Source organism: Paenibacillus harenae DSM 16969 (assembly GCF_000422465.1).
Lineage (GTDB): Bacteria > Bacillota > Bacilli > Paenibacillales > Paenibacillaceae > Pristimantibacillus > Pristimantibacillus harenae.
The window spans coordinates 346,529-359,917 of record NZ_KE383843.1 but is presented as its reverse complement, the minus strand read 5'-3'; the positions used below and the strand labels follow the sequence as shown (position 1 = coordinate 359,917).

Below are 13,389 nucleotides of genomic sequence, written 5' to 3'. Positions count from 1 at the left end.
TTTTAAGTAACGGTCCGTAACGCTTATCAAACTCTTTGAGGAAGTAGGAGAAAGCCATGATTGCCCAGACAAAGAAAAAGAAGTGGACGAATTACGCCTTTTGGTTTATCCTGCCGGCGCTTCTCGTATATACGGCTTTCGTCATCGTGCCGACGCTGAGCAGCGTATACCTCAGCTTTACGTCATGGGACGGGATCAGCGACAACATCCGTTACATCGGATTGGACAACTTTATCGAAATCGTCAAGAGCCCCCGCGTCCATAACGCCTTGAAAAATACGATGATCTTCGCTGTCTCGTTAGTGATTTTGGAGAATATCGTCGCTCTGGCACTCGCTATATTGGTCGATCAGGTACGATGGTTCCGCAACCTGTTTCGCAGTATATTTTATTTCCCCGTTCTGATGAGCGGTATTATTATGGGCTTTATCTGGATGATTATTCTGAATTACAATTTCGGCGTTATGAATCAATTATTGGATATGATTGGTCTCGGCTCTCTGAAGACGGATTGGCTGGGCGATCCCGATTTCGCCTTGATATCGATTATTTTGTCCACCGTTTGGAAGGCAGCCGGTTACTATATGATTATTTATTTGGCAGGCCTGCAGGGCATACCTCAGGAATTGAACGAAGCGGCGAGCATAGACGGCGCGAATCGCTGGCAGCAGTTCCGGCACATTACGTTTCCGCTGCTTGCGGGAGCTACGACGGTTTGCGTCATGCTGTCGATGATCGGGTCGCTGAAAATTTTCGATCAAATCGCGGTTATGACCGACGGCGGTCCGGGGTTTGCAACGGAAACGTTGACGTATATCATCTATAAGGTCGGCTTTGGCGAATTGAGACAAGGCTTCGGTACGGCACTGGCGATCGTGCTGTTCCTGCTCACCTTGCTTATCTCCCTCATTCAGATTAAGCTGCTTCGCAAGAGAGAGGTGCAGATGTAACATGAAAAAAGAAATAAAAGCCATTGACGTTATCGTTCTCATCGTAACCCTGTTCATTGCCGTAATATTTGCCTTTCCGATCTTTTTCAATATCATGTCCGCGTTCAAAAGCAACAGCGAAATTATGCGCGATGCGATCGCGTTTCCGAAAGAGTTCTATCTGGAGAGCTTCAGGTACCTGCTGACCGAGACCAAATATCCGGAAGCGATGCTTAACAGCGCGATTCTGACGCTCTGCTCGATTGCCGTTATGATCCTTGTGATCCCGATGGCGGCTTACGCGATCGAGAGAACGAACACGAGATGGACGAACGGCATATTCACGTATTTCCTGTTCGGCATGATGATTCCGTTTCAGGTATACATGATTCCTTTGTTCAAGCAGCTGAAGATGATCGGATTGTTCGGCACCCTCTGGGGACCCATCCTGATTTATATCGCCGGCTCCGTCGGCTTCGGTGTCCTGCTCTATACAAGCTTTCTCAAAGGCGTGCCGCGGGAGATCGAAGAATCCGCGGAAATCGACGGCTGCACGAGAACGGGCATCTTCTGGAAAATCGTATTCCCTCTGCTCGGACCGGTTACGGCCAGCATGGTCGTGCTGCAGGGGCTTGGCATTTGGAACGACTTCCTGATGCCGATGATGGTGCTGCCTGCGGGCCAAGCCAAAACGATGATCGTAGAGCTATTCTATTACGTCGGCGAGTTCTCCTCGCGCTGGGATATGATTTTTGCCGGCACGACGATGTCGCTAGTCCCGGTTCTGATTGCGTTCCTCTCCCTGCAGAAGTATTTCGTGAAGGGCGTATCGTCCGGGGCTATTAAAGGGTAGTTTGAAGGAAACTATACGAGTGGAAAGTAGGAACGAAACATGCTGCAAACGAATGATCAGGCTTGGCTGAATGGCGTTATTCATAAGATAACGGCGAAAATGGACGGGGTAAGCGAAAAGTCCAGGCATAAAATTCCTTATACGACGATAGGCGGCACGCATGACGACCGCGCGGCAGATAACCCGACGGGCACGGAGACGGACGGGATTAACTGGTGGACGAACGGCTTCTGGGGCGGCATGATGTGGCTGATGTATCATGAAACCGGCAACGAGAAATATAAAGAAATTGCATCCGTTTCGGAAGAGAAGCTGGACGAATGCTTCCATCAATTTTACGGCCTGCATCACGATGTCGGATTTATGTGGCTGCCGACCAGCGTAGCGAATTACAAGGTTACGGGCAATCCGGAATCCCGGAAAAGAGCGATGCACGCAGCCAATCTGCTCGCCGGCCGATTTAATCTGGCCGGTGGATTCATCCGCGCGTGGAACGATCTCGAGGGAAGCGATACCCGGGGCTGGGCGATTATAGACTGCATGTTCAACATCCCGCTGCTGTATTGGGCAACGGAGGAATCGGGCGACCCGAGATTCAAGCAAATTGCGATGAAGCACGCGGATACCGCCATGTCGGCGTTCGTAAGGCCGGACGGCTCCGTCAACCATATCGTGGAGTTCGACCCTTTCCAGGGCGGCGTGGTCAGAACCTACGGGGGCCAAGGCTATGCGGAGGGCTCCTCCTGGACAAGGGGACAGACCTGGGCGCTATACGGCTTTATGATGAGCTATATTCATACCGGCAAAGAAGATTATTTGCATACGGCGAAACGGATCGCGCATTATTTTATGGCTAATATCCCGGAGAGTGGCATTATACCGATTGACTTCAGGCAGCCGAAGGAGCCCGCGTACGAAGATTCGACGGCGGCGGCTATCGCGGCATGCGGTTTGATTGAAATAGCCAAGGCCGTCGATCCGCATGAGAAGGACGTATACATCGGCGCGGCATTGAAGCTGCTGAAGACGCTTGACGCATCCCGCAGCGATTGGACGACGGATTCCGACAACATCCTGATCAACGGATCAGCGGCCTATCATCACGATAACCGTCATACGCCAATTATTTACGGCGATTATTATTTCATGGAGGCCGTCTTCAAGCTTAAAGGCAATGACTTATATTTATGGTAAGGCCATCTTAAATCTTATAGCGTAAGCCAAACGGCTACCCCGACGATCGGACAGATCCAAGGGGTAGCCATTCGTGTTATGCTGCGGTGTGGTATGATAAATCGGCGGAGATTGAAATAAAGGGGAGCTGCGGCGTGAAGAATTGGATGCCAAAATGGAACAGCGTGTTCGTCAAATTTTCTGCGGCTTTTATTATCGTGGGCTTAATTCCCTTGTTTGCGCTGAGCTATTATTCCGTTGAGACCTTCTCCGGTCATGTCGAGCGGTATACGAAGGATAATTTGCGCCAAATGGTCTTGTATGTCAGCTATAACCTGAACTCGGCTTTCAATAATTACAATGAGATCTCTTTGCTGATGTATACGGGCAGATACGATACGTTCCTCGAAAGTTTCGCCGACAACCAGACCCGGAACGTCAACGAACGGGAACAAATCAATGCGGTGCCGATCGATACCTTTCTCAAGATGGTCATGTACAGCGACCGCTATATTAACAGCGCTTATTTTATCCGAACCAAGGACCGGAAGCTTTATTATCAGGCCAAAGAAAACAAAGTGATTATGCCGGACAAGCTTCCTGCAGACGTCTGGCTTGCTGCGATGAAGGATAATCCGACGGATCTTCTCGTTTATCCGACGCATGCCGACAGCTACGTGTTTGGCTCCAATGAGCAGGTCATCACGATCGGCAGAAACTTAATCGATACGTCGGGTGCGTTAACGCGCGAGCCGAAGATCGTCGGCACCTTATTTTTCGACGTCGACGTCCGTTTGGCCGACCAGTTCCTGCGCGAGCTTAAGCTCGGCGAGAAGGATGAGCTATATGTGCTGGACGGACAGAACCGTCTGTATTTCAGCAATCGAGAGCTGTCAACGATCCAGAGTGCCGACCTGCGGGCATCGGACCGGGGGCATTTGGTGCTTAGCGAGGAAATCCCGTTTATCGACGGCGAGATTCTCGTCAAATTCGCCAGCGATGAATTGTTTGAACAGCTGGAAACGACAAGCACGGCCGTATATATTGCCATCGGTATCTGCTCGATCGTTCTGATCGTCATGGGCACGTGGTTTTCCCGCCGGCTGGCGGCTCCTATACGCGGCATGATCAAGCAAATGACGAAGGTGGAGTCCGGCAATCTCGAAATTCAAGTCGAAGTGAACGGCAATGACGAAATGGGACGGTTGGCACATGGCTTCAACCGGATGGTCGACAGGCTGAAGGCGTTCATCAATGAAGCGTATGTAGCCGAGATCAAGCAGAAGCAAACGGAGCTTAACGCGTTGAAAAGCCAAATCCGTCCTCATTATTTATACAACACGCTTGAGGTCATCCGGATGAATGCCGTCCACAGCGACGCGGTCGAGGTCGGCGATATGATTTTGTCGCTGTCGAACCAATTGAAATACGTGATCGATTACGGCGAGGAACTGGTGACGATCCGCAGGGAGCTGGAGCATTTAAAGGATTATTTCTATATAATCGAGGTCAGGTTCGAGAACCGTTTCGATCTGGTCTACGCTATTTCGGACAAGGTCAACTTAGACTGGCCGATCCTGAAGCTGTCGCTGCAGCCCATCGTCGAGAATGCAGTCCAGCACGGCCTGCGCCCGAAAGGCAAGGGCACCGTCAAAATTTCGTTCGAAACGGACGGAGATAAGCTAGCGGTTACGGTATACGACGACGGGATCGGCATGGAGAAGGACGAGCTGGACCGTCTGAACATTTCCTTGGAGGATCCCGGGGCGCCTTCCAAAAACGTCGGTTTAAAAAATGTTCATGAACGGATTAAGTCGGTTTGCGGCGAGGGTTACGGCTTATCCGTGAGCAGCAGAAAGCATGTGGGAACATCCGTATTATTGTTATTTTCCATAAAGGAGGGGCTGCCGCATGATCCGAATCATACTGGCGGATGATGAACCGATCATCATTAAAGGGCTTCGCAAGCTGATCGACTGGAAGGCCTTCGGGATGGAAATCGCCGGGCAAGCCTACGACGGCAACGAGCTTATGCAGCGGATCGAGGAGCTTGAGCCGGATATCGTCATCAGCGATATCAGCATGCCGTTCCGGTCAGGCATTGATATCATCAAGGAAATCAAGCAGCGCAATTTGCCGGTTAAAGTAATTTTCATCAGCGCTTATCAGGAATTCTCCTATGCCAGGGACGCGGTAGCTTACGGCGCTATCGATTATTTGGTGAAGCCGGTCGTTAAGCAGCAGCTGGAAAACGTGCTTGAGAAGACGTTGTCGGTGATTTCTCTTCATCATGAAGAAGAGAAAAGAAAAGGAAAGCTGCAGTTATTGGAAAGGAAAACCCGGATTGAAGAGCTGCAGGATGCGCTGATTCAAATGACCGACGGAAATCTGTCCCCGCAGGCGAAGGTCTACCGCGAGGTGGAAGCGCAGCTTCGAGGTCCGCTGTATTCCGTCTCGATCATCGAAATCGAACGTCTGCGGGAGGAATCCGACCGCTGGAATGAGAAAGAAAAAAAACTGATCGAGTTTGCCATCGGGAACGTCCTGCAGGAGACGATTACGGATGCGGGAATCGGATTCGCCTTCATGAAGCGGGATCATCACGTCATCGCGGCAAGCCATGATAAGCCGGAGGATTCAATACTGCTAGCCGAGGATGTCAAGAGCAAGATCGAAACCTTCCTGAAGCTGAAAGTTTCCGTTGCGGTAAGCCGGACCGTCGATGGGATGCCGAAGCTCGCCGAAGCGTACCGCGAGGCGGAGAACACGCTGCAAACCAAATTTTTCGTCGGTTTGAACCGCGTGCTTAGCTATATTCCGCCCGCTCAGGACCAAGCTTTTAATCAGGAGCTGTATGAGCAGCAGTGGAGCATTATCCGTCACATGACCTCCAAAACCTGGACGGAGGTGAACGATCAGCTAAGCAAGTGGCTGGAGATGATCCGTAAGGAAACGTACGGCAACCGGTCGCTTGCGATTTCTACGAGCTTCTCTTCCATGGTGTTTATATTCCAGGAGCTTGTCAAAGCGGGGATCCAGCTTTCGAAGCAGGTCATGAATAAAGGCGAGCTGCAAAGCTTGCTGGCCTCTTATGAGTCCTTTGAAGAGATGAGCGGGGCCATTACGGATTTGTTCCGCCAAATGCATGAAGAAATCGGCACGGATACCGGCAATAAGGACAAGATCGTACTGGCTAAAGTGAAGCAGCATATCGACGAGCATTTTGCCGAGGAAATCACCTTGGAGTCCATGGCCAGCATGGTGTATATGAATCCTTATTATTTCAGCAGCTTCTTCAAGAAGCATACGAAACAGAACTATAAGCAGTACGTGACGGAGGTTCGGATGAGTCATGCGGCGCAGCTGCTGGCCCGCACGGATTTGATGGTCTACGAGGTCGCGGAGAAGGTCGGCTACAACAACGCGCGCCATTTCAGCGATATGTTTAAAAAGCAATACGGACAGCTGCCGAACGATTACCGGCAGGAATCGAAGAAGAATGGATAAAACCGGGGCTATTCCGGTTTTTTTGTATAGGAAACTGGTACAAGAAGCAGTAAAGAAGGCAACGAGATGCGGTACGAAGCGTATCGTACGCAGTGCAGGCAATCGATCAACAAACCAAAGCGGTTGTCCCGGTATAACCTTCGGTACAACCGCTCCTTCAACTCTGAGTATCTCATGGTAAACTATCTTCGTCTAAACTTGGAGCTTTTTCTTTCGATCAATGTGGGTTCCATCATAATATTTACCAAGCTGGAGGGCACCTCTTGATGGATCCGGTTCAGGAGTATTTCAAAAGTAGTCTTTACCATTTCTTTAATCGGTTGATGCATGCTTGAAATCTCCATGATTTTCGACAGATACGTATCGTCAAAACCTATGATGCTCACGTCTTCGGGAACCCGAATTTGTCTTTGCTGCGCGGCTCTCATGAACTCAAGGGCCATGATGTCATTTTCCGCGAATAGACATGTGAATTCAAGCTTCTCCGACTCATCCAAAAATTTTTCGATATATCTGCGAATCATAAAGCTGTCATTTGAAGATTCAACCAGCAGGAAGTTATTTGGGTCAAACATAAAGCCGTTTTCTTGCAAAACGCTTTCCAAACCGTAAAATTTTTCGTCGTCTCGTATCGATCCAATGTATCCAAATGTCTTGTGTCCGGAATGAATGAAGCTTTCTCCCGCCAATTTGCCTGCTTGAAGATGGTTGATTCCGACACTGTCGAGCATTTTTTTATTATTGGTGATCACAACGGTGGGGATATCCAGCTTTGAAATCCGCTCAAGGTTAAAATCGCTTGAAGGCACGATGATGATCCCGTCCACCTGCCGGGAAACAAAGTTTTGTATGTTCTCCCATTCCGTCACCGGATTATATTTGGAGTTGTGTAACAGAATATTGTACCCGTTCTTCCTCGCTTCAAGCTCCAGCGAATCAATGATATCCACAAAATAAGGATTGTCGATCTCCCTTGTGCTAATGCCAATAATGTTCGTACTGCTTCTTTTCAACGTTTGAGCCGCTTTATTGGGAACATAGCCAACCTCTTCAACCACTTTCATAACGGCATTGACGATTTCTTCGCTGACTCCTTTATGGCCATTAAGGACCCGGGATACAGTCGGTTGGGACACTTTCGCCTTTTTTGCTATTTCCTTCATAGTCAGTTTTGCCATAGGGATAAGCTCCTTTCAGAGTTACTATATCATAAAACGAATAGCAATAATATATTCTGAATAAAATTTTTAATATTCAAGAATACATTTTTAATTTAAGAAATCGTATTCTAGAATCGTGAATAAATCAATCCTGGCATTGCCAGTGATATTCAAGCTCATACCTTTAGATTAGTATTGACAGCTGTTAAATCAAAGTGTTATGCTTTCGTTGTAAGTGCTTCCATTGTTATAATACGTATTCACAAGTATTCATGACTAAGAGCAGAATTATACTCTAGGGGGCGACAAATGAAATATAAAATCGTTTTATCGGGAGCGACGCAATACTTTGTGAATTTTAGAATGTGGAGGGATTCTCGCTAGTGAGTACTAATTTGAAAAATGAAAATGTGGGGTTAAAGCGGCGCAGGATTAAGAATCCCGATGTAAAGCATTATTGGATCATGCTTGTTCCGGCTTTAATTTGGTTGGCTTTGTTTCAAATCACTCCGATGTTTGGAATTGTGATGGCATTCCAGGATTACAATGCGGGGACAGGGTTTCTGCATTCGGAATTTGTCGGTTTTGAGCATTTCCAATACATGTTTGAGTTGAACGATGCGCGAGTTGCCTTGAGGAACACATTGATCATTGCTTTTGGCAAAATCATCTGCAATTTGTTCATTCCATTAATATTCGCGCTGCTGCTGAATGAGCTAAGGCAAAAGTACTTGGTCAAGACGATTCAAACGAGCGTATACCTGCCTTTTTTCTTGTCCTGGGTTATTTTATCCGGCATTATGCTGCAAATTTTTTCGTACAATGGTCCGGTTAACAACCTGTTGGAATTTATGGGCTTTGATCCTGTCCTATTTTTTCAAAAGGCGGATTTATTCAGGGGTTTCCTCATCGGGTCGGATGTATGGAAGAACTTCGGCTTCAACGCGATCATCTATTTGGCCGCATTGGCCGGCATTGATCACACGCTTTATGAGGCGGCAGTGGTCGACGGGGCGGGTCGCTGGAGAAAAGTGTGGCATATAACGCTGCCGGGCATTCGCAGCACCATCGCACTATTAGCCATTTTGTCGCTTGGAGGCATCCTGGATGCAGGCTTCGATCAAGTATACAACTTGTACAATCCGCTTGTGTACAGCACTGGAGATATTATTGATACTTTTGTTTATCGCGCTGGGCTGCAGGGGTTGGATTTCAGTTTCGGCACAGCGGTTGGTTTATTGAAATCGGTCGTCAGCTTTATTCTTATTACCGCGGGGTACTGGCTGGCAAGGAAGCTCTTGGGCTATCGAATCTTCTAAGTTTGGAGGAAGTAAAGTGATCGAGAATCGTTCATTGGGATCAAAAGCATTTGACGTATTCAATTTAATCATTCTCATTAGCTTGACGCTGCTGAGTTTGTTGCCGCTCTGGTATACCTTGATGGTTGCGTTGAGTGAAAAAGAAGCCGTGCAGGCGGGAATTGTATCTGTTTATCCGATTGGCTTCAATTTATATTCGTTTGACGCGATTTTATCGGATTCCGGTTTCTTTAAAGCGTTTTGGGTATCGATACAACGGGTTGTACTAGGAGCGGCGTTTACGATGCTGGTGTTGTCGCTCGCAGCGTACCCGTTATCCAGAACAAGCAGGCAATTTCCGGGACGCAATTTGCTGATGTGGGCATTCATCTTCTGCTTGTTGTTTAACGGCGGTTTGATTCCTTGGTTTATCACCATGAGGAACTACAACCTGATGGACAGCATCTGGGGCTTGGTGCTAAGCGGCGGAATTCCGATATTCAACATGATTCTGATTACGAACTTCATCAAGAATCTGCCGGAAGAGCTGGAAGAGGCGGCGAAAATCGACGGGGCTGGTCCGTGGAGAGTCCTGTATCAGGTATTGCTGCCGCTCCTGAAGCCTGTATTGGCGACCGTCCTTTTGTTCACGATGGTAGGGCATTGGAATGAATTCTTTCAAGGGATGGTCCTGTCCACGCAAATGGATAGTTATCCGTTGCAAACCTATATTCAGCAGTTGGTCGTCTCGGCGAGCCTTGAAAATCTGGCGAACCTGTCCCTTGAAGAGCTCGACCGTGCCACCAAATTGAACAACGGATCCTTGAATGCGGCCAAGATTTTTGTGGCGATAATTCCGGTGATGCTGATCTATCCGTTCTTGCAGAGATATTTTGTGAAAGGGATTACGCTTGGATCCGTGAAGGGATAACAAGCGTGTCCGGGGCGTTGTTGTCCGAGGAGAACATCCTTTGACATAAATAATAATAAAGGGGAATGTACGTATGAAGAAATCAAGCATCATCAGAAAGGCGAGCACAGCAGCCCTGTCTTTGTCGCTTGTCGCTTCCTTGCTCGCGGGTTGTACCGGCAATGGGAGCAATAGCGACAATGGCAGTAACACCCAGTCTTCTACTAGCGAGCCTACGGCTCCAACAGTGACGCAAGCGGATCCGTTTGGCAAACAGCCAGAGCTGACCGTTCTTTCGAGGGGAACATGGGCGAATCCGGATGCGAAATACCCTGACGGCCAATCCTTGGAAGACAATGCGTACACAAGGAAGCTTAAGGCAGATTACAACATTGAGATCAAGAATGCATTCGTCGCATCCGATTATCCGAAGCAAGTGGATTTGGCAATCGCAAGCGGGACTATCCCGGATTACTTGACGAATCTGACTTATCCCCAGTACAGAGCGATTGTCAAATCAGGCCTCGCCATGGACATCTCCGAGGTTTGGGAGAAGTACGCAAGCCCGGATGTGAAGGCAGTATACGACTCCAACAAGGAATTGTTCGACAGCCTGGTCAAGGAAGACGGCAAGATGTATGGCATTCCTGGCGCCAAACCGCTTGTGGATTTCTTGCCTGTCATGTGGGTTCGTCAAGATTGGCTGGATAAAGTAGGGCTCAAAGCGCCTACGAACCTGGATGAGCTTGCAGCCGTGGCGAAAGCGTTCGTCGAGCAAGATCCGGACGGCAACGGCAAACCGGATACGGTTGGCCTTGTGGGTCCGAAGAAAGACGGAAAACTGTACCAGGATATGGATGACCAGAACTTCAGTTTGCACTTTGATTCCATATTCTCAGCCTTCAACGCTTTCCCCGGCTTTTGGGTAAAGGACAGCAACGGCGAAGCGGTTTACGGTTCGATTCTGCCCGAAACAAAGGCGGCCCTTCAGAAGTTGGCCGACATGTACAAACAAGGGCTGATTTCCAAGGACATGTTGACGTCTAATACAGAGGAACTGATTTCAAATAACAAAGCGGGGTTGTTCTTCGGTACTTGGTGGAACCCTTTCACCGAGATTGGAAACAGCTGGAGAAACGACAATAACGCTAACTGGCAGGCTTATCTTTTGCCTTCCGGATCTGACGGTATTACCCTGGCGAAAGGCGGCAACGCGGCCTCTCAATTTGCGGTCATCAGCAAGGACGCCAAAAATCCGGAAGCTATTATTAAACTGCTGAACATTAAAACAGCTAGCCTGGATAAACTCGTCGCCAAGGAGGACCGGGCGGTTTTGTCGGATTATCCATACCCGTTCTACCTGACGTACTCATACGCGGACGGTCCCGCCAAGATCCTGCAGGGAATGATTGACTATACTGAGGGCAAGGGAACGGTCGACGAGATACGCGCTGACTTTGACAGCTACGATCCTGGCGCAATCCCGATATTCGACAAGATGATCGCTTTCAAAACCAAGCCGTACGACAATTTGAACATTTCGGGTTGGGATTTCTCCGGGGACAAGGCGAATGATTTCGGATTGGTTTATTCCTTTGGCATCGGCCTGAGGCCTTATGTGGGCGGTAAGTTCAAGTGGGTCAATACCTTGACTTATGCAAAAACCGAAACGATGGATAAACGATGGGGCAATTTGAAAAAACTCGAGTACGAAACGTTCTCCAAAATCATTATCGGCGTGCAACCGATCGACACCTTTGATTCATTTGTAGAACAGTGGAAAAAAGAAGGCGGCGACAAAATCACGCCAGAAATTCAAAGCTCGTTAGGTCAGTAAGATCAATATAGGTAACAATGAGTTCTGTCTTTAACGGAACTCATTGTTTGCCTGCCTATTTGGACTGTAGCGAATATGAGCGATCAGGATAGAGAGGAAGAGAAGATGTTGCAAACTATAAAAGTTGATAAGTACCGTCCCAAGTTTCATTTTTCTCCTGCGTCTGAATGGATGAATGACCCGAATGGGCTGGTATATTTTGATGGGGAATATCATCTTTTCTACCAACACCATCCGTACGGAACGGACTTTGGACCTATACATTGGGGACATGCGGTAAGCAGGGATCTCATGACATGGGAACACCTCCCCATAGCGCTGGCGCCCGATGAGAAGGGCATGATTTTTTCAGGCAGCGCTGTGGTGGATTGGAACGACACAACGGGTTTTTTCGGCGGAAAGCCTGGTCTTGTCGCTATTTTTACTCATCATAACCCCGGGTTGACACGAAAGGAAAGCCAAAGTATTGCCTATAGCAAAGATTGTGGCAGGACCTGGATCAAATACAGGGGTAATCCGGTTGTCACTTCTGACACCTATCATGATTTTCGGGATCCGAAGGTTTTCTGGCATGAAGAAACGAAGCGTTGGGTGATGGTTCTCGCTTGCGGCCAAACAGTTTGCCTATACTATTCGCCCAATTTAATAGAATGGACCTTTGGCAGCGAATTCGGTGAAGGGATCGGTTCCCATGACGCCGTCTGGGAATGTCCCGATTTGTTCGCGTTATCTCTTGATGGGGATAGAACGCAACGGAAATGGGTCTTGCTTGTAAGCATTGGAAACGAGCCTCACATCAAGGAGGGCTCAAGAACCCAGTACTTTACCGGGCATCTCGACGGTCGCACCTTTATACCGGATGAAGCTTCCCAAACCGTTCGCTGGTTAGATCATGGCAGGGATAATTATGCAGGCGTAAGCTGGTCGGACATACCGGAAGAAGACGGACGCCGAATCTATATCGGCTGGATGAGCAATTGGAAATATGCGAATACGACTCCTACCGAAGGCTGGAGAGGCGCCATGACGATTCCAAGGGAGCTTACACTGGAATCAAGAAATGGCGAAACGGTATTGATTCAACGTCCTGTGAGGGAACTGGAAAAGATCAGAACTCTTCTTATAGAGACGGAAGGGGAAGCTGTAAACGAACTGAATTTGGTATTGAAGGATCAACAACTGGAAACGTATGAAATTGTGGTCGAATTTAAGCCTGGAGAGGGGATTGACTCCTTTGGGTTTAAACTAAGAACCTCGGAACAGGAAGAAACGGTAGCAGGTTATTCCGTGAAGGATTCGGCCGTATTTGTAGACCGCACTCGTTCGGGAACCGTTGATTTTCATGAGCATTTCTCCGGCAAACATCAAGCGATCATGCCGCCCGATCAGCAGAGTCTACAACTTCGTCTTCTTGTAGATCGCTCCTCCGTTGAAGTATTTGCGAACGATGGTCTTGTCGTGATTACCGATTTGATTTATCCGTCCTCATCCGCATTAGGATTATCATTTTTTTGTAACGGGAAGAACGAGATCCCCTATCAAGTAAGGATATATAAATTATAGTTGTTCTGGGGGGAGGGGGAAATTAGCGAACAATCCATACGTCTTGAACATCCGTTCTCCGATGTATGGTGTTCGCAGATTTCCACTGATCCTTGGAAGCGTTTTCGAACGCTTCGAGGGGCAATGGTTTATAGCCAAAAAATCTCTTCTGTTAGGAGA

Annotated in this window: 10 protein-coding genes; 9 read left to right on the top strand and 1 reads right to left on the bottom strand. The window is 48.3% G+C overall.

Annotated elements, in window-relative coordinates; translation table 11 throughout:
- Positions 1–56 precede the first annotated feature (56 nt).
- From H581_RS0121060 to H581_RS0121040, 5 genes are all read left to right on the top strand, one after another.
- Positions 57–950, top strand: coding sequence for a carbohydrate ABC transporter permease (locus H581_RS0121060; RefSeq protein WP_028611732.1), 894 nt, complete (start codon positions 57–59; stop codon positions 948–950).
- 1 nt (position 951) lies between these two features.
- Positions 952–1,782, top strand: a complete 831-nt coding sequence (locus H581_RS0121055; protein WP_028611731.1) for a carbohydrate ABC transporter permease — start codon at positions 952–954, stop codon at positions 1,780–1,782.
- Between the two features lie 39 nt (positions 1,783–1,821).
- Positions 1,822–2,976, top strand: coding sequence for an AGE family epimerase/isomerase (locus tag H581_RS0121050; RefSeq protein ID WP_028611730.1), 1,155 nt, complete (start codon positions 1,822–1,824; stop codon positions 2,974–2,976).
- 134 nt (positions 2,977–3,110) lie between these two features.
- The gene (locus H581_RS0121045; RefSeq protein ID WP_028611729.1) at positions 3,111–4,892 is read left to right on the top strand and encodes a cache domain-containing sensor histidine kinase; all 1,782 of its coding nucleotides are present in this window, start codon (positions 3,111–3,113) and stop codon (positions 4,890–4,892) included.
- Positions 4,867–6,462: a response regulator gene (locus H581_RS0121040; RefSeq protein ID WP_028611728.1), complete on the top strand. Its 1,596-nt coding sequence runs from the start codon at positions 4,867–4,869 to the stop codon at positions 6,460–6,462. Before H581_RS0121045 ends, H581_RS0121040 begins: the two co-directional genes overlap by 26 nt.
- Before the next feature lie 182 nt (positions 6,463–6,644).
- Here H581_RS0121040 and H581_RS34890 read toward each other — a convergent pair whose 3' ends face one another.
- Positions 6,645–7,640, bottom strand: coding sequence for a LacI family DNA-binding transcriptional regulator (locus tag H581_RS34890; protein ID WP_036719536.1), 996 nt, complete (start codon positions 7,638–7,640; stop codon positions 6,645–6,647).
- A gap of 446 nt (positions 7,641–8,086) precedes the next feature.
- Here H581_RS34890 and H581_RS0121030 point away from each other — a divergent pair, with 446 nt between their 5' ends.
- The 4 genes from H581_RS0121030 to H581_RS0121015 all read left to right on the top strand — a co-directional run bounded on the left by H581_RS0121030 (position 8,087) and on the right by H581_RS0121015 (position 13,230).
- Positions 8,087–8,941 carry an ABC transporter permease gene (locus tag H581_RS0121030; protein WP_051251286.1) on the top strand — a complete coding sequence of 285 codons (855 nt, stop codon included), beginning with the start codon at positions 8,087–8,089 and terminating at the stop codon, positions 8,939–8,941.
- Between the two features lie 16 nt (positions 8,942–8,957).
- Positions 8,958–9,851 carry a carbohydrate ABC transporter permease gene (locus H581_RS0121025; protein ID WP_028611726.1) on the top strand — a complete coding sequence of 298 codons (894 nt, stop codon included), beginning with the start codon at positions 8,958–8,960 and terminating at the stop codon, positions 9,849–9,851.
- 73 nt (positions 9,852–9,924) lie between these two features.
- Positions 9,925–11,667: a type 2 periplasmic-binding domain-containing protein gene (locus H581_RS0121020; protein WP_028611725.1), complete on the top strand. Its 1,743-nt coding sequence runs from the start codon at positions 9,925–9,927 to the stop codon at positions 11,665–11,667.
- 105 nt (positions 11,668–11,772) lie between these two features.
- The gene (locus tag H581_RS0121015; RefSeq protein WP_028611724.1) at positions 11,773–13,230 is read left to right on the top strand and encodes a glycoside hydrolase family 32 protein; all 1,458 of its coding nucleotides are present in this window, start codon (positions 11,773–11,775) and stop codon (positions 13,228–13,230) included.
- Positions 13,231–13,389 lie beyond the last annotated feature (159 nt).